Annotated in this window: 17 protein-coding genes; 9 read left to right on the plus strand and 8 right to left on the minus strand. The window is 69.1% G+C overall.

The window, feature by feature from the left end; all coding sequences use genetic code 11:
* Window positions 1-160: 160 nt before the first annotated feature.
* Window positions 161-1,507: a leucine-rich repeat domain-containing protein gene (locus tag DLM85_RS07060; RefSeq protein WP_111477334.1), complete on the minus strand. Its 1,347-nt coding sequence runs from the start codon at window positions 1,505-1,507 to the stop codon at window positions 161-163.
* 512 nt (window positions 1,508-2,019) lie between these two features.
* On the opposite strand from DLM85_RS07060, the gene DLM85_RS07065 reads away from it, so the two are divergent.
* The 3 genes from DLM85_RS07065 (at window position 2,020) to DLM85_RS07075 (ending at window position 4,068) form a co-directional block, all read left to right on the plus strand.
* Window positions 2,020-2,748 (plus strand): dioxygenase family protein, encoded by a 729-nt coding sequence (locus DLM85_RS07065; RefSeq protein WP_111477335.1) that lies wholly within the window; start codon window positions 2,020-2,022, stop codon window positions 2,746-2,748.
* Window positions 2,749-2,852: 104 nt separating this feature from the next.
* Window positions 2,853-3,389: a hypothetical protein gene (locus DLM85_RS07070; RefSeq protein WP_111477336.1), complete on the plus strand. Its 537-nt coding sequence runs from the start codon at window positions 2,853-2,855 to the stop codon at window positions 3,387-3,389.
* Window positions 3,370-4,068 (plus strand): pirin family protein, encoded by a 699-nt coding sequence (locus tag DLM85_RS07075; RefSeq protein WP_111477337.1) that lies wholly within the window; start codon window positions 3,370-3,372, stop codon window positions 4,066-4,068. The genes DLM85_RS07070 and DLM85_RS07075 overlap by 20 nt, the downstream gene beginning before the upstream one ends.
* A 19-nt stretch (window positions 4,069-4,087) precedes the next feature.
* Here DLM85_RS07075 and DLM85_RS25395 read toward each other — a convergent pair whose 3' ends face one another.
* Window positions 4,088-5,071, minus strand: coding sequence for a hypothetical protein (locus tag DLM85_RS25395; RefSeq protein ID WP_165822037.1), 984 nt, complete (start codon window positions 5,069-5,071; stop codon window positions 4,088-4,090).
* Window positions 5,072-5,275: 204 nt separating this feature from the next.
* Here DLM85_RS25395 and DLM85_RS07080 point away from each other — a divergent pair, with 204 nt between their 5' ends.
* Window positions 5,276-8,011 carry a T9SS type B sorting domain-containing protein gene (locus DLM85_RS07080; protein WP_165822038.1) on the plus strand — a complete coding sequence of 912 codons (2,736 nt, stop codon included), beginning with the start codon at window positions 5,276-5,278 and terminating at the stop codon, window positions 8,009-8,011.
* Window positions 8,012-8,131: 120 nt separating this feature from the next.
* On the opposite strand, the gene DLM85_RS07085 is transcribed toward DLM85_RS07080, so the two are convergent.
* Window positions 8,132-9,736 carry a protein adenylyltransferase SelO gene (locus tag DLM85_RS07085; RefSeq protein WP_111477339.1) on the minus strand — a complete coding sequence of 535 codons (1,605 nt, stop codon included), beginning with the start codon at window positions 9,734-9,736 and terminating at the stop codon, window positions 8,132-8,134.
* Between the two features lie 314 nt (window positions 9,737-10,050).
* Here DLM85_RS07085 and DLM85_RS07090 point away from each other — a divergent pair, with 314 nt between their 5' ends.
* Together DLM85_RS07090 and DLM85_RS07095 are read left to right on the plus strand one after the other, a co-directional pair.
* Window positions 10,051-10,995, plus strand: coding sequence for a helix-turn-helix domain-containing protein (locus tag DLM85_RS07090; protein WP_111477340.1), 945 nt, complete (start codon window positions 10,051-10,053; stop codon window positions 10,993-10,995).
* 95 nt (window positions 10,996-11,090) lie between these two features.
* On the plus strand, window positions 11,091-11,846 hold the full coding sequence (locus DLM85_RS07095) for an SDR family NAD(P)-dependent oxidoreductase (RefSeq protein WP_111477341.1): 756 nt from the start codon (window positions 11,091-11,093) through the stop codon (window positions 11,844-11,846).
* Window positions 11,847-12,104: 258 nt separating this feature from the next.
* On the opposite strand, the gene DLM85_RS07100 is transcribed toward DLM85_RS07095, so the two are convergent.
* Entirely contained in the window at window positions 12,105-12,494 is a 390-nt protein-coding gene (locus tag DLM85_RS07100; protein ID WP_111477342.1) for a cupin domain-containing protein, read from the minus strand.
* Between the two features lie 336 nt (window positions 12,495-12,830).
* On the opposite strand from DLM85_RS07100, the gene DLM85_RS25400 reads away from it, so the two are divergent.
* Window positions 12,831-13,685: a hypothetical protein gene (locus tag DLM85_RS25400; RefSeq protein ID WP_165822039.1), complete on the plus strand. Its 855-nt coding sequence runs from the start codon at window positions 12,831-12,833 to the stop codon at window positions 13,683-13,685.
* Window positions 13,686-13,894: 209 nt separating this feature from the next.
* A complete protein-coding gene (locus tag DLM85_RS07105; protein WP_165822040.1) occupies window positions 13,895-16,552 on the plus strand; it encodes a PAS domain-containing protein in 2,658 nt (885 codons plus the stop codon).
* Between the two features lie 107 nt (window positions 16,553-16,659).
* Here the strand turns inward: DLM85_RS07105 and DLM85_RS07110 are convergent, their stop codons facing one another.
* The 4 genes from DLM85_RS07110 to DLM85_RS07125 all read right to left on the minus strand — a co-directional run bounded on the left by DLM85_RS07110 (window position 16,660) and on the right by DLM85_RS07125 (window position 19,421).
* Window positions 16,660-16,887: a helix-turn-helix domain-containing protein gene (locus tag DLM85_RS07110; protein ID WP_111477344.1), complete on the minus strand. Its 228-nt coding sequence runs from the start codon at window positions 16,885-16,887 to the stop codon at window positions 16,660-16,662.
* 2 nt (window positions 16,888-16,889) lie between these two features.
* Window positions 16,890-17,582 (minus strand): DUF2975 domain-containing protein, encoded by a 693-nt coding sequence (locus DLM85_RS07115; protein WP_111477345.1) that lies wholly within the window; start codon window positions 17,580-17,582, stop codon window positions 16,890-16,892.
* 113 nt (window positions 17,583-17,695) lie between these two features.
* Window positions 17,696-18,232, minus strand: coding sequence for a DinB family protein (locus tag DLM85_RS07120; RefSeq protein ID WP_111477346.1), 537 nt, complete (start codon window positions 18,230-18,232; stop codon window positions 17,696-17,698).
* A gap of 85 nt (window positions 18,233-18,317) precedes the next feature.
* Window positions 18,318-19,421: a pectate lyase family protein gene (locus tag DLM85_RS07125; RefSeq protein WP_111477347.1), complete on the minus strand. Its 1,104-nt coding sequence runs from the start codon at window positions 19,419-19,421 to the stop codon at window positions 18,318-18,320.
* 209 nt (window positions 19,422-19,630) lie between these two features.
* On the opposite strand from DLM85_RS07125, the gene DLM85_RS07130 reads away from it, so the two are divergent.
* Window positions 19,631-20,359 carry a ThuA domain-containing protein gene (locus DLM85_RS07130; protein ID WP_111477348.1) on the plus strand — a complete coding sequence of 243 codons (729 nt, stop codon included), beginning with the start codon at window positions 19,631-19,633 and terminating at the stop codon, window positions 20,357-20,359.
* Window position 20,360 lies beyond the last annotated feature (1 nt).

Consider the following 20,360-nt stretch of genomic DNA (forward strand, 5'->3'; position numbering starts at 1 on the left):
GTTTCGACCCGGCTCTACAAACCAAACCCAGGCGAGTGGACAGCAAGCAAACCAACCGTCGTGCTGAGCAAAGCCGAAGCATCGCTCCCACGTTGCTTAATCGTGCGGTAAAGATGCTTCGGCTTTGCTCAGCCTGGCGTTCCTGACTACTTTTTACAGCCTAATCCGGGGAAGCAGCCGGCGCGGCAGCGGCCAGCGCCCGTTCGATAGCGGCAAACGTGGGGCGGGCGGCCACCTCGGGCTGCGCGCACTGGCGCTGCAGCGCCCACAGCGGCTCCAGCGCCGCCTGTTCCGCGGCCGAAGCCGGGTCGCAGCGTTCCAGCAGCTCTTCCAGCAGGCAGCCGAAGGCCCGCACCTCCAGCGCCTGCAATCCCTGGGCGGTAGCCACGTCGGTGGGCTCGAAAAAGCTGGCCGCGCCGAAGTCGCCGAGCAGGGCGTGGCCGCCGGGCTCCACCAGGATGTTGTGGCCGTACAGGTCGCCGTGGGTGATGCCCTGCGCGTGCAGGTGCGCGGCGGCCCCGGCAATGCCCGCGGCGATGCGCAAGGCGGCGGGCAGGGTGAAGCGCGTATCGGCATCATACACGTCGCGGGAGCAGGTGGCGAAGCTGGGCGGCCCGGCCAGGTTGCCGTAGCGCGGGCTGATGAGCGTCAGCACCAGCCCCTCGGTGCCGGCCGGGTGCCCGGTTATCTGCCCTTCCACCCCGATCAGGCTGGCCTGGCGACCGGCGCTGATGTAGGCGTCCATTTCGCTGCGGGGCAGCCCGTCGCTGGTAATGGCGCCCTTGAACAGCTTCACGGCCACGGCCCGCGGCGCCTCGCCGGCCGGCTGCCACCGGGCCCGCGAAATAACGCCCGAGGCGCCCTCCCCCAGCTTTTGCTCCAGCGTCAGCTCAAGCCAGGGAATCTGGCGGGTGGGGTGGCGGGCCAGCACGGCGGCTTCGCTGCGGTCGGCAAAGGGGTTGCCGGCGTAGCCCAGCCAGCTCAGGCGCGGCATGCGCAGCAGCCAGGCCGGCAGGTGGTCGAGGTGGTTGGCGGCCAGGCGCAGCAGCTCCAGGTGGTGGCACTGGGCCAGCTCGGCGGGCAGCGCGCGCAGCTCGTTGCCGGCCAGCATCAGCTTCTGCAGCCGCGTGCAGCGGCCGATTTCGGGCGGCAGGGCCTGCAGCCGGTTGTTGGACAAAATCAGCCAGCGCAGCTGGGGCGGCAGCGCGGCGGCCGGCAGGGTGCGAATCTGGTTGGTCTTGAACCCCACCATGCTCAGCGCGGGGCACTGGCCGACCGCGGCGGGCACTTCCTCGAACAGGTTGTCGGAGCAGAACAGAATGCGCAGCCGGTGCAGCCGGTGCAGATCGGCGGGCAGCGTGCGCAGGCGGTTGCCGGAGAGGTTGAGAATTTCCAGCGTGTCGGCGAGGTCAAATATTTCGCGCGGAAATTCCGTGAGGCCGGCGGCGAGGTCGAGGCGGGTGGCGCCGGCCAACTGCCCGGCGCGAAGCTGTTCGAGGGTATGCATCGGGGCAAAGGTCGGCAGCGGCGGCCGGAACCGCCCCGAAGCCGGTACCGCCCGGGCCCCGACGCCGGCTCGCAGGGGAGCCTCGCGACGCGCAGGCGCCCCGGGCGCGGGCGAAGCAGGGGCCGCAATCGACCAATCGGCGCTTTTCCCCGACCACGAGCCGCCCAGAGCAGACTAGCTCGGCACCAACCACCAGAATACCATTTCACCATCGTAACCCAACCAGGCGCCGCGCTCCGGCTAAAGGCGCAACAGGGCCTACGTCATTTGGCTGACGACGGCCCCGCCTGAGGCAGAAGCCAGGATGAAAACCGTTTTACTTCACCCAAAAACGCACCCTCTCAATATAAAATCACTCCTACGCCTCCCCTTTTCCGCCTGTACGGTCCGTCAACAGCAGCTCTGGTATTCGTCGGCACAATCGTGCTGGTGGTCGATTCGAGCCTGCGCTACAAAAAGGATAAATACAACTTTGACTCAACGAATCAGCCATCCGTAACGCAACTACCCTTATGGAACGCAAGCACTTTCTGAAGAGCCTTCTGGTCGGCGCCGTGTCGGCCCCCGCCCTGTTGTCGGCCTGCGGCAAGGACGAGGTGACGCCGGACACTTCGGGCGCCACCACCACGGGCGGCACCACCGGCACCACGGGCTCGGGCAGCTGCGCGGCGGCGCCCACCGAAACTGAAGGCCCCTTCCCCACCAAGCAGCCGGCCTCCTACGTGCGCTCCGACATCCGCGACGGCAAAGCCGGGCACCTGCTGACGGCCAACATCACCATCACCAATACCAACAACGGCTGCGCGGCCCTGGCCGGGGCGCTGGTCGACATCTGGCACTGCGACGCCGAGGGCAACTACTCGGAGTACGGCGGCACCGGGATGCAGTCGACCAACTACCAGTCGGTGCACTTCCTGCGCGGCCGGCAGACCACCGGCGCCAACGGGCTGGTCACGTTCACCAGCATCTTCCCGGGCTGGTACTCGGGCCGCGCCACCCACATCCACGTGCACGTGTACTCGGCCAGCGGGCAGTCGTTGAAAGTCACCCAGATTGCCTTCCCCGAGGGCACGGGCTCGGCCGTGGCGGCCGTCAACGGCTACGCCAAGGGCCTGACGGGCTACACCGCCAACGCCCAGGACAACGTGTTCAGCGACGGGGTGAGCCTGGAGCTGGCCTCGGTAACGGGCAACACCACCAGCGGCTTCCAACTGTCCATCTCGCTGGGCGTACCGGCGTAACGATGAACTGGTGAGGTGGTGAAATAGTGAGTGGCGTGCTGCTTGCGCCACGGGCGCGGTTTCGTCCTCCCGAACATCAACTCACCACCTCACCACCTCACCCCATGGCCCGCACCATCACGCTCTGCTACCGCAAAATCATCGACGCCGGCGCCACCCACGCCTGGGACAAGCTGGTGTGGGAGGATACCTACCAGGAGTTTCGGCTGCAGGCCCAGACGGTGGACCCGGCGCGGCAGTACCGCACCTTCGGGCAGCTGCTGCAGCACGCGGCCGGGGCCGAGCGGCTGCACTTTCTGGTCAGCGCGGCCGTGCGGGGCTATTTGCAGCAGCTCGGCGGGCTGGTGCCCGACATCGTCGACAACCTGGGCCGGCGCTTTCTGCCGTTCAGCCAGTTTCAGTTCGAACTCATCAACTCCGACCTGCAGGACCGCAGCCGCCACCAGGTGGCCGTCAACTTCTACTCCGAGGCGCTGCGCTGGCACGACACCATCGGCACCTACCTGCTGGTGTCGGTGGCCGCGGCCCGGCCCGCGGCGCCCGGCGCGGGGCTGCCCACGCACCTGCTGGCGCTGCAGCCGTTTTTATCGATTCACTCCCTCCAGCTGCCCGCCCCGCCCGATGAAGCAGACGCCCGGTAACATCTTTCTGGCCGAGCAGCGCGGGCTGACGGAAACCGCGCAGTTTCGCCGCTACAGCACCCTGAGCTTCGGCTCCTACGCCGACGCGCACAAGGGCCCCGTGGGCCGCCTGCGGGCCCTGAACGAGGAGCTGCTGGCGGGCGGGCAGCAGGTCAGCTTCCGGGCCGATGCCGCGGCGCTGCTGCTGGTGCTGCCCATCACCGGCGACGTGCAAGTGTGCGGCCCGCAGCACGCCCCGGCTACCGTCGACGTGGGCGAAGCGCTGCTGCTGCCGCTGGCCGCCGGCGCCGAGGTTGGCTTTCAGAACCCTTACGCGGCCGACGTCATCAACTTTCTGCACCTCTGGCTCGACGCGGCCCCGGTCGCCGCCCCGTTGCTGGCGCCGCAGCGCTTCGCCTTCGCGCCCGAGGCGCTGGACAACCAGCTGGCGCCCATCGTGCCGGCTGCCAGCGGCATGGGCTTCGCGCTGCACCTGGGCCGTTTTGGCGGGCGCCACGAGGCGGTTTGCCGCCTGGCCGAGGGCGCCCGGCTGGTTGCCTTCGTGCTGGCCGGGGCCTTCGAGCTGGCAGGCCGCCTGCTGCACGAAAAAGACGCTCTGGCCCTCTGGGACACCGATGAAGCGGAGCTGGAAGCCCTCAGCCCCGCCGCCCTGATGCTGGTGCTGGAGCTGGCACCATAGCCGGCCTGGGGCCGGCGGGCTAGTTGCCGGCCCGCCGGTAGCGGCCAGCCCCGAGGCGGTAAGTGCCCGCGGGCAGATCGGCCCCCGCGGCGCCGGCCAGGGAATAAGCCACCGTGTCGGACCGGTCGTCCGCGGCGGTGGCATGCGGCCGGTAGCGGCCGAGCACGACGGTGCGGCCTTGGTCGCGCACGGCGTAGTCGCGGCTGGCTTCGAGGTAGCGGCTGGGCACCTCGCGGCCCTCGTCGTCGGTGTAGCCGTGGTATTCCTCCGTGCGGCTGGTGAGGGCACTGAAGAGCCATTGGTCGCGCCGCAGGTCGTAGATCTGCAGCCACGTAACGGCCGAGCCGCTGGAGCCCCGGCCCGCCCCCATGTGGCCGTAGGTGTTTTCGAGCACCAGCAACTCCGCATCGGCAGAGCGGTAAAGCTGGTGGCGGATGCCCCCAAACCCGCTGTGCCGGCCCAGCACCCGGGCCCGGTACCGGGGGCCGCGAAACTCCAGCAGTACAATCGGGCCGAAGTACGGGCTGCCGGCCAGAAACAGCTGGCGGCCGGCCGCGTTGGGCAGCGGCACCGGGCGCGGGTACGATCCTTCGGCGGCGCCCGTGGGTATGAACTCTTCCAAGGCGCAGAATTCGGTGAGCCAGGGCGTCCACTCGTTGCAGCACTCTTCTTCGTCGAGGCGGTCGGCCGGCACGTAGCGCATCAGTTCGCACCGCTCGCGGGCCTGCGGGCCGGGCGGCCGGGCCGCGTCGGCAATGCGCTGATCAACGCTATCGGTAAAGGCCAGCTGGTTTTCGGCCCGGCGCAGGCTGTCGTAAGCCGCGTAGTCGACGCGGGCCATAACCGCCGGCGGGCCGTACGGGATGGGAACGGAATCGGGCTTGGCCGGCGCAGCTATTGGCGGGGTAGCAGCGGGCGCAGCCGGTGGCCGCTGCACGGCCTCGCCGCAGCCGAGCAGGCAGCCAAGCAGCAGCGGGTAGCAGGAGTTGGGAAGGCGCGGCATGAAGCAGATAGGCCCAAAGCTAGCATTCATTGCCGGGCAGGCATACCAGCAAAGGGTCCGCGGACGTTGGAAAGGCGTTTACCGCCCGTCGCTGCCCACAGCGGCGCCCTTACCCGGCGTGCCGGCCTCTTGCCCGGCGGCGCTGTCTCAGCTCGTCACCAACCCCCGATTCCTTTGCCTTATCGGTTACTCCGGCAGCTTTGCGTGAGCTGCGTTCTGTTGGGCGGCCTGCTCTGCGCGGGCCTGGCCCGGGCCCAGGGGCCTTCGTTTGACTGGGCCGTCACGGTGTCGGCGCCGGTGCCCAGCAGCAATTTCCTCGGCAGCTCGCACATCAATGATATGGCCACCGATTCGGCCGGCAACACCTACGTAACCGGGGGCTTTCGAAACGATGTGCGTTTCGGCACTGCCACGTACAACGCTTCTAACCTGGGCGACGACATCTTCGTGGCCAAGTTCGACGCCCGCGGCACCCTGCGCTGGATGCGGCAGGCCGGCGGCCCCGACAACGGCGACGCGGGCTTGGGGCTGGGCCTCGATGCCCGCGGCAACGTGTACGTGACGGGCTATTTCGTCAGTACCACGGCTTCGTTTGGCGGCATCACGCTCGCCAGCCCCATCACCCGATCCAACCAAGTGACGGGGTACGCCGCCTTCGTGGCCAAGCTCGACAGCAGCGGCAACTGGCTGTGGGCCAAATGCCCCGGTGGCAGCGGCCCGCACTTAAGCGCCGATATTGCCGTCGACCGAGCGGGCAACGCCTACATCACCGGCCAGTTCTGGCAGGCGGCCACCTTCGGCAGCACCACCCTTGCCAACGTGGTGCCGGTCTCCCGGCCCGTAACCCCCGACGCCTACGTGGCCCGCATCGATGCCCAGGGCAACTGGACCTGGGCGGTGGCCGGCGGCGGCCAGCAGGAGGACGGCGGTGTGGCCCTTGCCCTAGATGCCCAGGGCAATGTGTATCAGGCCGGCTTTAGCCTGGGTGCCAACAGCCGTTTTGGGCCGCTGACCTTTGCGACGGGCTGCACGTTCGTGAGCAAGCTGGACGCGCAGGGCAACTACCGCTGGGCAGTGCCCAGCAGCAACATTGCCCCGGGCCAAGTGCTCCAGCTCAAGTCGGCGTTGGTGGTCGATGCCCGCGGCAACTGCCGTTTCACCGGCAACTTCAGCGGCACGTTCAGCTTCGGCGCCATCACACTCACCCGGCCCCCTACGACGCGCACGGCCTACGTGGCCCAGCTGGATGCCAACGGCGGCTACCGCTGGGTCCGGCCGTCATCTGGGTTTGACGGCAATGATTGGCTCCCAGCCGCCCTCACGCTGGACGCAGACGGCAATAGCTACGTCTGCGGTAATTTTTACGGCAACGTGCAGCTTGGCTCTACCGCGCTGGCCAGCGCAGGCTACAACGACGGCTTCGTGGGGCAGCTGGACGCCGCCGGCAACTGGCGCTGGGCCATGGCGGTGCACGGCACCTACCGGGACGAGACGAGCTGCATTGCCCTGCCGCCGGGGGGCACCACCCCCAGCGTGGCGGGCAACTACGACTCGCCCCTGCTGAATTTTGGCCAGGGCCTCACCCTGCCCGGCCACAACGGCACCTCCACGTACCTGACCCGGGCCCTGCCGCCGCCCGCGCTGCAGCTCGCGGGCGACTCGCTGCTCTGCCAGGGCGGGCAGGTGCACCTCACGGCCCGCGCCACCGGCGCCGTGACGGGCTACCGCTGGAGCACCGGCGCCACCACCGCCAGCATCACCGTGACGACGCCCGGCACCTACTCCGTCACGGCCACGTTTCGCGGCGGCTACACCCTGACGGAGCGCCTGCGGGTGCGCAGCATCAGCCCGAGCGTGCAGATTACGGGCGCCGCCCCGCTCTGCCCCGGCACGGCCCGGACCCTGACGGCCGTGGCCCCCGGCGCCGGCAGCTACCTGTGGAGCACGGGCGCCACCACGCCCGCCATCAGCGTGACCCAGGCCGGAGCCTATTCCGTGACGGCCCGCTACGGCAGCGGCTGCGCGGCCACGGCCACTACCACCCTGGCGGCCAACGCGGTGAGCATCGGCGGGCGCCAGCAGCTGTGCCCGGGGCAGAGCACCCCGCTCACCGCTACAGCCACCGGCAGCCCCGTGACCAGCTACCTGTGGAATACCGGCGCCACCACCGCCACGCTGCTTGTGGGCACCACCGGCACCTACTCGGTCACGGCTACCTTCGCCGACGGCTGCCGCCGGACGGCCACTCACACCGTGAGTCCGCCGGTGGCCAGCGTCGCGTCGGTCAGTGGCGACACGCTGCTCTGCCCCGGCGCCGCGTTGCAGCTCACGGCCCAACACCCCGACGCGCTCGGCTACCTGTGGAGCACCGGCGCCACCACGCCCGCCATCAGCGTTTCCCGGCCCGGACTGTACGCGGTGCGCCTCACCTACGCCGGCGGCTGCACCAGCCGCGACTCGCTGCTGGTGCAGCCCGCGCCCCTGGTGCCCGCCTTCACCCTCGGCCCCGATACCACGCTGTGCCTGGAGCAGCCGCTGCGGCTGCGCGCCCCCGCCCTGCGCGGCCCGGGCCTGCGCTACCACTGGTCCGACGGCACGACCGGACCCACGCTCACCGTCGCCGAGCCCGGCACCTACGCGCTGACCGTCACGGGGTTCTGCGATACGCGCACCGTCACGCGGCACGTGCGCTACCAGAGCTGCCTGTTTCTGCCGAACGTCATCACGCCCGACGGCGACGGGCAGAACGACCGGTTTGTCATCAACGGGCTGACGCGCGGCCCCTGGCAGCTGGAACTCTATAACCGCTGGGGCCGCCAGGTGTACCGCACCGCCGATTACCGCCACGACTGGGGCGCGGATGCCCCGCCCGGCGTGTATTACTACCTGCTCCGGCAGGGCGCCACCAGCTACAAAGGGCGCCTGGAAGTCGTGCGCTAGTGGCAGCCGGCCCACGGACGGCAACGGCCCGCTCGCACGCTACTGCAGCGCGACGAGCGGGCCGTTGCCGTCGGGGGTGCCTGGTACGCCGGCTTGCCCCGGATGGGGCCGGTTTTGCGGCTAGGAGCTGCACGAAAGCGTGGCGCTGCCGGGCTTTTCGCGGGCCCATTCGGGGCGCTTGGCGGCCAGCTCCTCGTGTTCGGGCTGCTCGTCGAAGGGGCGTTTGAGCACCTCGAACAGGCGGTTGAGCGGGGCCAGGTCGCCGGCTTCGGCGGCTTCGATGGCCTGGGCGGCGAGGTAGTTGCGCAGCACGTACTTGGGATTGGCGGCCAGCATGCCGGCGCCGATGCCGGCTGCATCGGCCGGCTCCTGGCGCAGGCGCAGCAGGTAGCGGCCCAGCCACTCGCGCAGCTGCCGCAGGCCCTCGGCCGCGGATTCGGGGTAAGCCGCAGCGGTTAGCAGGGCCTCCAGGGCTTCATCCGCTTCGGCGGGGCGGGTGAGCAGGGCCGGCACGCGGTGGGCGAGGCGGCGGAAAAACACCGTCATGTCGACTTCGGCGGCGGCCAGGGCTTCGAGCAGGCTGTCGAGCAGCGGGGCGTCGTCGACCGAGGCCTGGCGGGTGAGGCCGAGCTTGCGGCGCAGCTGGGCGTTGCGGGTGGCGGTGAACACGCGCACGTACTCGTCGAGGGCCGGGCGCAGGGCCTGCACATCGGCCACCAAGGGGCTCAGGGCCTGGGCCAGCATCATCAGGTTCCAGAGGGCCACGCGCGGCTGCTGCCCGAAGGCGTAGCGGTGGGTGCCGAAGTCGGTGGTGTTGGGCGTCCAGTCGGGCTGGTAGGGCTCCAGCCAGCCGTAGGGGCCGTAGTCGATGGTCAGGCCCAGAATGCTCATGTTGTCGGTGTTCATCACCCCGTGCACGAAGCCCACCGTCATCCAGTGCGCCACCATCACGGCCGTGCGCCGGCACACGTCCCCGAAAAAGCGCACGTACACGTCGGCCGAGGGCGGGCCCAGCTCGGGAAAGAAGCGGCCGATGACGTAGTCCGTCAGCTCGCGCAGCTGCTCGGTTTCGCCGTGGGCAGCCAGGATCTGGAAGTTGCCGAAGCGCACGAACGAGGGCGCCACGCGGGCCACCACGGCGCCGGGCTCGGGCCGGGGGTTGCCGTCGTAAAACATGTCGCGCACCACCGGCTCGCCGGTGCCCACCAGGCTCAGCGCCCGGGTGGTGGGCACGCCGAGGTGGTGCATGGCCTCGGAGCAGAGGAATTCGCGCAGGGAGGAGCGCAGCACGGCCCGCCCGTCGGCGCGGCGCGAGTAGGGCGTGGGGCCGGCGCCCTTCAGTTGGATTTCCCAGGCGCGGCCGTCGGGGGCCGGCAGCTCGCCCAGCCCCATGGCGCGCCCGTCGCCGAGCTGCCCGGCCCAGTTGCCGAACTGGTGCCCGCCGTAGCGCGCCGCGAAGGGCCGCATGGAAGGCAGCACCCGGTTGCCGGCCAGCACCTCCACGGCCGGGCCGCGGGTGGGCGGGCGGCTCAAGCCCAGTTCGGCGGCCAGCTCCTCGGACCAGGCCAGCAGGTGCGGGTCGCGCACGGCGGTGGGCGTTACGGGCGAGTAGTGGTAGCCGGGCACCTGCCGGGGCTGCAGCTCGCGCGAGGGGTCGGCGCGCAGCGCGTCGGCAAAGGAGTTCTGAAACGGGGCCTGATCGAGGGAAACGGGGGAAGCGGACATGCGGATGCGTACGGAAAGCGCGGCAAGTACGCCAACACCGCCCGTCCGCCAGATGTTTCCGCGGACCGAAGTCTGAAGCCTGACCGGAAACTCCCAAACGTTCTGCTGAGCTCCGCGAAGCATCTATTCCGCTTCGTCCGATACCATGCAACGAAGCGGAATAGATGCTTCGACAGGCTCAGCAGGACGCCTTGCCTGATTTTCGGCGCCTTCCAAAACAGCTTCATAATCTTCAACTGTTCAACTGCCGGCGGCAAACTTTCCGCGCCGGGGCGGGTTGCCGTGGCGTTGAATCCTACAAGCTAGCTGCTGCCATGACCACCACCGCGCTGACGGCCCTCTACCAGGAACTGGCCCCCTGCATCGGCACCGACCTGAGCGCGCTGCTGCCCCAGCAGCTGCAGCGCGAAGTCGGTCACTTCAACGTGTTCGACCTGGCCGGCTTCTGGGAATCGACCCAGCTGCAGGCGGGCGTGCCCTACCCCTGCCGCTCCTTCTACAAGATCAGCCTGCTGCGCAGCCGTAGCCGCAGCGAATATCAGGGCCAGACCATCGACATCGAGGCCGACGCGCTGGTGTTTTCGACGCCCAAAGTGCCGTTTCAGTGGTGGCCCGCCGAGCCCCAGCAGGGCCATTTCTGCCTGTTCACGGCCGAGTTTCTGCTGCCGGTGCTCGGCGGCCTTGCCCCGGACGAGCTGCCGCTGTTTCAGCACCGCGACTACCCCGTGTTTCAGCTCACGCCGGCCGAGGCGGCGCGGGCCACGGCCATTTTTGCGCGGATGCACGAGGAGCTGGCTTCCGACTACGCCCACAAATACGCTTTGCTGCGGGCCTACGTGCTGGAGCTGCTGCACCTGGGCCAGAAGCGGCAGCCCGCCCCCGCGCTGCCCCCCGCCCCTTCGGCGGCGGCCCGGCTCTCGGCGCGCTTCGTGGAGCTGCTGGAGCGGCAGTTTCCGCTCACCACGCCCCAGCAGCGGGTGCGGCTGCGCACCGCCAAGGACTTCGCCGACCAGCTGGCCGTGCACGTCAACCACCTCAACAAGGTGCTCAAGGACAGCACCGGCCGCACCACCACCGACCTCATCGGCGGCCGGCTGGCGCAGGAGGCCAAGGCCCTGCTGCGCCACACCGACTGGACGCTCTGGGAAATTGCCGACGGCCTGGGCTTCGTCGACGTGGCGCACTTCTCGCACTTCTTCCGCCGCTACGCCGCCCTGAGTCCCGGCGCTTTTCGGACGCAGGAAGCAGTGCCGGCTTGATTTCTACAACAAGCTGATTGGCCGGTACAACGCCGGCGCCCGCGGGCCCGGGGACCTTTGTCGTGTTCAATTTCAACGCGACAAACCGACTCTCTATGAGCACTTCCCCGAAAATAGCCCTCGTTACCGGCGGCAGCCGCGGCCTGGGCAAAGACATGGCCCTGAAACTGGCCCGGCAGGGCCTCGACGTCATCCTGACCTACCGCAGCCAGCAGGCCGAAGCCGCCGCCGTGGTGGCCGAAATCGAGGCCCTGGGCCGCCGCGCCGTGGCCCTGCCCCTCAATGCGGCCGACCTGAGCACCTTCGATGCCTTCTTCGCCCAGGTGCGCACGGCGCTGGGCAGCACCTTCGGTACCGACCGGTTCGACTTTCTCATCAACAACGCCGGCACCAGCCTCAGCGCCCCGATTGCCGAACTGACCGAGGCGCAGTTCGACGACATGCTCAACATTCACTTCAAGGGCGTGTATTTCCTCACGCAGAAGGCCCTGCCCCTGCTGCGCGACGGGGGCCGCATCGTCAACGTGTCCTCGGCTACCACGCGCAGCTCCTTCGCGGGGGCCTCGGCCTACGCCAGCATGAAGGGGGCCGTGGAGGTGTTCACGCGCTACCTGGCCCTGGAGCTGGGTCCGCGGGGCATTGCGGCCAACGTGGTGGCGCCCGGGGCGGTATTCGGCGGCGGCGCCATGACGGATACGCCCGAAATCCGCGCCTGGGTGGCCCAGATGACGGCCCTGGGCCGCACCGCCGAGCCCGACGACATCGGCGGCATCGTAGCTTTCCTTTGCTCCGACGCCGCCCGCTGGCTGAACGGTCAGCGCCTCGAAGCAACGGGCGGCATGGTACTGTAGAACGGGCACAACCGGCTTGGTAGCAACGCGCCCGCCGTTACTGGCTTCTTCAGTAACGGCGGGCGCGTTGCGGTTACAGCAAGCCTTGCGCCGGCGGCTGATTTCGCCCTGGTTAAGCCAGAGCTACGCAAGCGTCGGCCCTGGTTTTCGGGCAAGGGCGACGATAAGCCTGCCCGGTGCAGCCAAAACGTGGCGCCGCCGGGCTTGAGGGGCCGAAGCACGCCGGCGGGTTTTTGGTACAGCCTTCGTAGCCCGGCGCTAGGCCTTGCCGTGCACCGTGGGCAGCCCGAGGCGCTCCACGGTGTTGCCCTCGAAGTCGAACTCGATGAGCACGGCCGGGCCCTCGCCCACCACCCAGCCGTCGTGGCCGGGCTCGATGGCCACGGCCTGCGGGGCCACAAACTCCTCCACGAAGCCGTCGGCGTAGCGGATGCTGATGCTGCCCTGCGCCAGGAAGCCCACGTGCGCGTGCATGCACAGGGCCGTGCCCACCACCGGCTGCATGTGCGCCGACCAGCGGAAGCCCACCGGGTAAATGATGCGCTTGACGCGGGCCGTGCCGGCGGCTACCACGTCGACCTGCACGCCGCCGACTTCGCGGTGCTGGGTGTTTTTCATCGGGGCCAGAAGCTGATTGGGTTGATCCATGGGAAGTAGGGTATGGCGGGCGAAACGGCGGAACCGGCAGCGGCGCCGGCCCGGGGAAATATAGCCAGCACCGCGGGCAACGCGCTGCTATTTTTTCGGGCACCCCGGCCGGGGTGCCCGGTCCTGGCAAAGGACAGCCGGGGCGCCGACACCCGCCGCCAGCGCCGCTGCAGCAACCCCGTTTCAACCTCCACCGCCCTGCCCTTCAACCCGGTAGCCTGACCCGCTCCAAGCGGGCTGAGGCTGGCCGGAACGGGCGGCCAGCCCAGCCAAAACGCAACCTTTGGCCGTGGCCGCCGGTAAAATCGGGGACAAACCAAAACCCTCATTCCCATCATGGCCACTTACAATCAGCACCCGGATGAGGACCGCGACTACCGCGGCCGCAATCAGAATTACAGCAACCAGAACCGTGACTGGAACAACCGCTTCGATGAAAACCGCCGCGGCCAGCAGCGCTGGCAGGACGAGGACAGCAACACCCGCGGCGTGAGCGGCAACGACGGCTACAGCAGCGGCTCGTCGTCCTCGTCGGCCTACGGCCGCGACAACGACTGGCAGCGCGACCGGAGCGAGCTGAGCCGCCGCGGCATGAACCCCAACAGCCACAGCGAGCAAAGCTGGAACCGCCGCAGCCACGACGACAGCAGCCGCTACGGCAGCCCGGGCGGCACGGGCCGCAGCAGCGCCGACTACGGCGCGCGCAGCTACGACCAGCAAAACCAGTGGGGCCGCTCCGAGGCGGACCGCCGCTGGCAGGACCGCAGCGCCGATTACGGTTCCTCGACCCCGGGCTACGGCACGCGCAACCAGGGCTACGGCAGCAGCTACGGGCCGCAGGCCTACACCAGCGGCTCCGACCCGAACGCCTACGGCCGCAGCGACCGGAACAGCAACTGGGCCTCGCAGCAGCCATTGGGCCGCTACGACCAGGACCGCGACAGCCGCAGCCACGCCTCGGACCGCTACGCCGGCGGCCGCTCGGCCGGCGGCTACAGCCAGGGCTACTACGACGCCGACGAAAACAGCCGCTACCAGCACGTGCGCGACCACGACGACCGGCACGACCGCGACGAGCACCGCGGCTTCTTTGGGCGCATGGCCGACCGCGTGTCGGACTGGTTCGGCGACGACGAGGAGCGCGACAACCGCCGCGACTGGCAGGACCGCGACGAGCGGCGGCGCTACTAGACAGCGCGGCGCCACCACACCCCGGCCCGTCGGCCGGCCCGGAGTCCTCCGGGCCGGCCGACGGGCCGCACGGTTTTCGGCCAAATCCGGGCTACCTTGGCTCGGCTTGCGGCTGGCACGCCCCGGCCTTGCCCGGTCGGCGCGGTCAGCATTTCCTCGTCGAGCCCGTCGCTGCCGACGGGCTTTCCTTTGCGTTTCCCCGCCCTCCCGTGACCGTTTCTGACGCTGCTTCCGGCTTTTCGCCGGCCGACTCCTGGGCTGCTTTTCCGCCGGAGGAGCTGCTGGCGGGCGTATTCGACGTGTCGCTGACCGGGCTGCTGCTGCTGCGGCCGCTGCCCGCCGCCGGGCCGCCGGAAGCCGTGGCCGACTTTGCCTACGCCTACGTCAACCCGGCGGCGCAGCGCATCCTGGGGCTGCCCGCCCAGCCCACCCGCACGCTGCTGGAAGTGTTTCCGGACGCCGGGGCCGCCGGCGTGCTTGGCTTCTACCGCCAGGCCCTGGCCTCGCCCGCCCCGCTGCACCTCGATGTGCACTACCAGCGCCACGGCCTCGACAGCTACTACCGCCTGGCCGCCCGGCGCGTGGGGCCGGGCCTGCTGGTGAGCCTGACCGATACCGACGCGCAGCCGCGCACCGCCGCCGAGCAGGTGCTGCGCGACAGCCGGGCCCGGGAGCAGCACGCCCACGCCGAGGCCGACATGCAGCGCAACCGCCTGCACCAGCTGCTGATGGAGGCGCCCGCCCTGATTGCCACTTACCGCGGACCCGAGCACGTGTTTGAGTTCGTCAACGCCCAGCACCAGGCGCTGCTGGCCGGCCGCGCGCTGCTGGGCCGGCCGCTGCGCGAAGCCCTGCCCGAGCTGGTGCATCAGCCCATCTACGCCCTGCTGCGGGCGGCCTACCGCACCGGCGAGCTGCAGTCGGCCACGGAGCTGCCGGTGCTGCTCGGCCCCGACAACGCGCCGGCGCTCAGCCAGAACCACTACAACGTGTTTTTCCAGCCTACCCGCGACGCGGCCGGGCAGGTCGACGGGGTGCTGGGCTTTGCCTACGAGGTGACGGCGCAGGTGCAGGCCCGGCGGCAGATCGAGGAAAAGGAGCAGGAGCTGCGGGCCCTGAACATGCTGCTGGGCGTGGCCAACGAGGAGCTGGCCAGCGTCAACGAAGGCCTGCGCCGCAACAACGCCACGCTGCAGCACACCCAGCAGGCCCTGCGCCAGCTCAACCAGGACCTGGAAGCCCGCGTGCAGCAGCGCACCCACGAGGCCGACGCCGCCCGCGCCGAGGCCGAGCGGCAGCGGGCCCGCCTGGAGCGGTTCTTTATGCAGGCCCCGGCCGCCATCTGCGTGCTCGATGGCCCGGCGCTGGTGTACGAGCTGGTTAACCCCGGCTACCAGCGCCTGTTTCCGGGCCGCGAGCTGCTGGGCCGGCCCCTGGCCGAGGCCATGCCGGAATTTGCCCGGCAGCCTATCTGGCACATTCTGCAGCGCGTGTACCAATCGGGCGAACCGCACGAGGGCCGCGAAACGCTGGTGCAGGCCGCCCGCCAGGCCGGCGGGCCCGTCGAAGACCGGCACTTCACCTTCATCTACCAGCCGCGCCACGACGCGGCGGGCCTGATCGACGGGGTGCTGGTGTTTGCCTACGAAGTGACGGCGCTGGTGCAGGCCCGCCGCCGGGTGGAGCAGAGCGAAATGGAGTTCCGCCTGCTCTCCGACGCCATTCCGCACCTGGTATGGACGGCCACGCCCGCCGGCTCGGTAGATTACTGCAACGAGCAGTGGTGCGCCTACACCGGCGGCACCGTGGCCGATGCCCTGTACGACGGCTGGACCCGCTACTACCACCCCCACGACCTGCCGCAGCTGCAGCAGCACTGGGCCGGCAGCCTGCACGCCGGCCAGCCCTACCAGGTGGAAGCCCGCCTGCGCCGCCACGACGGCTCCTACCGCTGGTTTATGGTGCGCGCCCTGGCCCTGCGCGACGAGCACGGCCAGATTACCCGCTGGTTTGGCACCGGCACCGACGTGCACGAGCAGAAAGGCCTGGCCGAAGCCCTGCGGCTGGCCAGCCGCAAGCTGGCCACCACCAACCGCGAGCTGCGCGTGGCCAACGACGAAACCCAGGCCATCAACCAGGAGCTGGCCCTGACCAACCGCCAGCTCACGCGCATCAACCAGGACCTGGACAACTTCGTGTACACCGCCTCGCACGACCTGCGCCAGCCGGTGTACAACCTGGCGGGCGTGTTTCAGGAGCTGAAGCGCACGGCCACGTTCCACGACCCCGAGGCCCCGCAACTGATGCAGATGTTCGAGGCCGCGCTCGGGCAGATTCACAACACCATTCAGGGCCTCTCGGAGGTGGTGCAGGCAGAGCGCCGCAACGCTCAGGACGCGGTGGAGCCGGTGGCGCTGCTGCCCCTCACGCAGGACGTCATCCGCAGCATGCACGAGCAGGCCTCGGCCACCGGGGCGGCTTTCCGGCTGGATTTTGCGGCCGTGCCGGCCCTGCGCTTCGCCCGCCTCAACCTGCAGAGCATCCTTTACAACCTGCTCAGCAACGCGCTCAAGTACCGCCACCCCGACCGGGCGCCCGCCGTGCGCGTGGCCACCGAGCTGACGGCGGCGGGTGCCCCGGTGCTGCTGGTGCAGGACAACGGCCTGGGCCTCGACGTGCCCCGCTTCGGCCCCGACCTGTTTCAGCTGTTCCGCCGCTTCCACGACCACGTGAGTGGCTCGGGCCTGGGGCTGTATTTGGTCAACCGCATCGTGCAGCAGGCCGGCGGCCGCATCGAAGTGGAGAGCGTGGTAGGCGCGGGCACCACGTTCCGAATTGTGCTGCCGGCGGCGGCCGTGGCGCAGTAGCTCAGGCTGTGTGGGCAGCGCGCAAACAAAACGTCCTGCTGAGCGTGGTCGAAGCAGCACGACCTCGAAAGCCCCAAAATACACTTTTCGCTTACCGTCCGCAGGCCCTAGCCGGCGGCGCCGGGCGGGGCCTCCGGCACGTACTCGAGCAGGTCGGCGGGCTGGCACTGCAATACCCGGCAAATGGCTTCGAGGGTGGAAAAGCGGATGGCCTTGGCTTTGCCGCTTTTCAGCACCGAGAGGTTGGCCAGCGTGATATCGACGGCGGCGGCCAGGGCGCTGAGCGACATTTTGCGCCGGGCCAGCATCACGTCGAGGTTGACAACGATGGGCATGATCAGATGGTGAGTTCGGCTTCGCGGGCCATTTCGACGCCCCGCTGGTAGATGGTGGCAATGACCAGCAGCAGCAGCCCGAACTTCCAGCTGCCCCAGCCGCCCATGGCCGGATCGAGGATGATGTAGCGCGTCACCGTGCCGAGGCGCTCATCGCCGAGGGAAATCGCAGGCACCAGCGCCTGCAACGCCTTCAGGGCCAGAAATTCGTACGCGTCGATGCCCAGGGCCAACAAGCCCAGCCAGCGGATGCGCCGGGCGTTGGCATCGGTGAAGGGCGTATCGAGGCGCATGTCGCGCAGCATGTGGTAGAGCAGGCGGCCGGCCAGCATGGCAAAAAGCAGAATGCCCAAGGACGAGCGGCCCAGCGAGGAATTCTTGACCCCGAGCAGGGCCAGCGCCACGCGTTTGGCCGCGCTGGGCTCGTGGTAGATCAGCCGGTGCTGGCTGCTTTTCTCGACGAGGTAGTGCGTGGGCCGGGCGGCTCCGGGGCTGGTTTCGGCGGTGCTGAGCTGCCCCTGGGCCCGCGAATTGGCTTGCAGCGTTACGAAAACCAAATCGTGGTGCGCCGGGCCCGCGTCCCACAGGCCGAACAGCAGGTTGAGGGCCAGGCCCAGCCCGGCGGCCACGTACTGCGCCAGCGCCAGCCAGCGCAACCCGCGAAACAGCCAGGGTTCGGGTAAGAAAGCAGTCATAGCAGGAAGGGGTTTACGAGGACGTAAACCAACGCAATATTTATTGTTTATCAATAAATATTGTCCGCTTACCAGCAATAATTAACCGTAAAGCAATAACCCGCCGCCAGTGCCTACCCCAGCAGCGGCCACACCCGCTCGCGCCAGAGCTGCAGGTGGTGGGCCTCGTGGCCGGGCAGCATGTAGCCCAGGGCACGCACGCTCACCGGCATGCCGCTGGCCGTGCCCTGCCGCGCCCAGGCCTCGGGCCCGACGGACTCCAGCAGGGCCAGGGTGGCGGCGCGCTGGGCATCGTACTCGCGCAGGATATCGGCCAGCGGGCGGGCGTCGGCGCCGCTGTGGGCGGTGAAGGCGTCCTGGTCGAAGCCGGGCAGCGGCGACTGGTCGCCGCGGGCCAGGCTGAGGGCGCGGTAGGCAAACACCCGCTCCGTGTCGATGATGTGCACCAGGGTTTCCTTGATGCTCCACTTGCCCGGGGCGTAGCGCAGCCGGGCCTGCTCGTCGCGGAGGCCGCCGAACAGGGCGTGCAGCTCGGCCTGCTGCTCGCTCAGGCGCTGCACCGGGTCGTGGCCGGCCGGAATCTGCTGGATGTACCGGTCGTAGTAGGCGCCGTACTCGGCGGCGGCGGGGCGGGTGGTGCGGAAGTTCATGGGGCGAAACTACGCGCCCGCGCCGCGCCAATGCAAAAAGCCCCGGCCGGAGCCGGGGCTTTTTGCATTGGCGGGCGGGCCGGAATTACAGCTTGCCCACGCCGGCTTTGGTCGTCACCGCGTCTTTGACTTCGGCGGCCGGGGTCAGCACGCCGGTGGTGGCGTAGGGTACCGCGAGGGTGCAGGCGGCGTTGGTGGGCTGCGAGCCGGTGCAGCTCAGGTACTGATTGCCGCTGGCCGACCAGTAGCCCAGGGCGCTGTTCTTGCTCGTCACCGGGTCGCGCACGTCCTCAAACACGTTGTTTTCCACCAGCAGGCAGGCCCCCACGCGCGAGTTCACGCCCGAGCCGGTCACGTGCTTGAAGTAGTTGTTGAACACGTGGGCCGTGCCGCCGCGGTAGCTGGGCAGGCGCTCCTTGATGTTGGAGTAGTAGTTGTGGTGGAAGGTCATCTTCCGGTCGGCGTTGTCCGAGTCCGAGGAGCCGATCAGGTGGCACTTGTGGTGGTCGTGGAAGTAGCTCCACGACACGGTGATGTACTGGCTGCTGCCCTTCGCGTCGACCAGCCCGTCGTAGAGGTCCTGGTTGGTTTGCGTCACCGGGTCGAGGTTGTAAAACTCGCAATGGTCGATCCAGAGGTTCTGGCTGCCCTCGATGGTCACGCAGTCCCCGTCGTTGGCCACCACCTGCGGGCGGCCCTCGTCGTTGATGGCGGTGCGCGTGACGGTGGACATGGTGAACTTCAGGTTGCGCACGATGACGTTGCGCTTGTTGCTGATGGTCAGGCCCACGCCTTCCAGAAACGCCGTCGAGCCCACGCCCAGCAGGGTTTTGTTGGAATTCACGCTGACCGACGCGCCCTGGGTACCGCCCGTGATGGTGCCCTCAATCTTGATGACGTAGGGCGTGGCGCTGCTGGCGTACTGCTGCAGATCGGCCAGGGTGCGCACGGTGACGGTGCTGCCGCTCGCCCCGCCGGTGGTGCCGCCGTTCTGCGTCGAGAAGCCCGTCTGCGCGAAAATGGCGGGCTCGTTGGCGCCGGTGTCGGGCGTGGTCGGGTCCGGGTCGGTGGTTTTGGCTTTGCTGCCGCAGGCCGCGAGGCTGCCCAGCAGGGCCCCGCCCAGGAGCAGGGTGCGGGCGGTACGAAGAATAGCCGGGCCAGTAGCCGGACGGGAAAAGCAATGACGCATGCGCGAAAACGTGAAATCAGGCCGAGAAAAAGGCGCGGCCCGGTGCCGCACCCCAGGCCCAACGGCCCGGCAGTGGTCGGAAGTTTCACCCGCCGCGCCAAATACCGCGGCCCGCGGCCGGGCTTTATTTATGCAAACGTTGTCGGGAACGTTGCCTGCGCGGTCTTGCCTGGTCCGCCTTATCTTTCCACCCTATCCTGCTGCTGCCCATGAAAACCATACCCCTGCTGATTGCTGCCGGCGTGGCCTTGGCCGCTCGTCCCGCTTCGGCACCTGCCCCGGCGGCCAGGCCGGCCGTGCTCGTGTTTCACAAAACCGCTGGCTACCAGCACGCTTCCATTCCAACGGGCATTCAGGCCATTCGGGAGCTGGGGCAGGAGCACCGGTTCACGGTGGAAGCCACCGCCGACGCGGGCTATTTCACGCCCGCCAAGCTGAAGCACTACCGGGCCGTCGTTTTCCTCAACACCACCCACGACGTGCTCGACGCGGCGCAGCAGGCGGCCTTCGAGCAGTACATCCGCGCCGGGCGCGGCTTCGTGGGCGTGCACGCGGCCACCGACACCGAGTACGACTGGCCCTGGTACAACGGGCTGGTGGGCGCTTACTTCGACAACCACCCCAAGGTGCAGCCGGCCACCGTCCGCATCACCGACGCCAGCCACCCGGCCACCGCCGGCCTGCCCGCCGCGTGGCCGCGCACCGACGAGTGGTACAACTTCCGCAACCTCGCCCCGGACCTGCACGTGCTGGCCACGGTGGACGAAACCAGCTACAGCGGCGGCACCCACGGCGCCCACCACCCCATTGCCTGGTACCACGCCTACGACGGCGGCCGGGCCTTTTACACGGGCCTGGGGCATACGCCCGAAAGCTACGCCGAGCCGGCTTTCCGGCAGCACCTGTGGGGCGGCATCCAATACGCCATGGGCCGCTAGG

The organism is Hymenobacter edaphi (genome assembly GCF_003258365.1).
Classification (GTDB): domain Bacteria; phylum Bacteroidota; class Bacteroidia; order Cytophagales; family Hymenobacteraceae; genus Solirubrum; species Solirubrum edaphi.

Coding starts and splice junctions, on each gene's coding strand:
- DLM85_RS25395 (WP_165822037.1), bottom strand. CDS start 5,071: ATGCCGCGCCTTCCCAACTCCTGCTACCCGCTGCTGCTTGGCTGCCTG.
- DLM85_RS25400 (WP_165822039.1), top strand. CDS start 12,831: ATGGCCACTTACAATCAGCACCCGGATGAGGACCGCGACTACCGCGGC.
- DLM85_RS07110 (WP_111477344.1), bottom strand. CDS start 16,887: ATGCCCATCGTTGTCAACCTCGACGTGATGCTGGCCCGGCGCAAAATG.
- DLM85_RS07125 (WP_111477347.1), bottom strand. CDS start 19,421: ATGCGTCATTGCTTTTCCCGTCCGGCTACTGGCCCGGCTATTCTTCGT.
- DLM85_RS07115 (WP_111477345.1), bottom strand. CDS start 17,582: ATGACTGCTTTCTTACCCGAACCCTGGCTGTTTCGCGGGTTGCGCTGG.
- DLM85_RS07070 (WP_111477336.1), top strand. CDS start 2,853: ATGGCCCGCACCATCACGCTCTGCTACCGCAAAATCATCGACGCCGGC.
- DLM85_RS07065 (WP_111477335.1), top strand. CDS start 2,020: ATGGAACGCAAGCACTTTCTGAAGAGCCTTCTGGTCGGCGCCGTGTCG.
- DLM85_RS07090 (WP_111477340.1), top strand. CDS start 10,051: ATGACCACCACCGCGCTGACGGCCCTCTACCAGGAACTGGCCCCCTGC.
- DLM85_RS07100 (WP_111477342.1), bottom strand. CDS start 12,494: ATGGATCAACCCAATCAGCTTCTGGCCCCGATGAAAAACACCCAGCAC.
- DLM85_RS07095 (WP_111477341.1), top strand. CDS start 11,091: ATGAGCACTTCCCCGAAAATAGCCCTCGTTACCGGCGGCAGCCGCGGC.
- DLM85_RS07085 (WP_111477339.1), bottom strand. CDS start 9,736: ATGTCCGCTTCCCCCGTTTCCCTCGATCAGGCCCCGTTTCAGAACTCC.
- DLM85_RS07060 (WP_111477334.1), bottom strand. CDS start 1,507: ATGCATACCCTCGAACAGCTTCGCGCCGGGCAGTTGGCCGGCGCCACC.
- DLM85_RS07075 (WP_111477337.1), top strand. CDS start 3,370: ATGAAGCAGACGCCCGGTAACATCTTTCTGGCCGAGCAGCGCGGGCTG.
- DLM85_RS07130 (WP_111477348.1), top strand. CDS start 19,631: ATGAAAACCATACCCCTGCTGATTGCTGCCGGCGTGGCCTTGGCCGCT.
- DLM85_RS07120 (WP_111477346.1), bottom strand. CDS start 18,232: ATGAACTTCCGCACCACCCGCCCCGCCGCCGCCGAGTACGGCGCCTAC.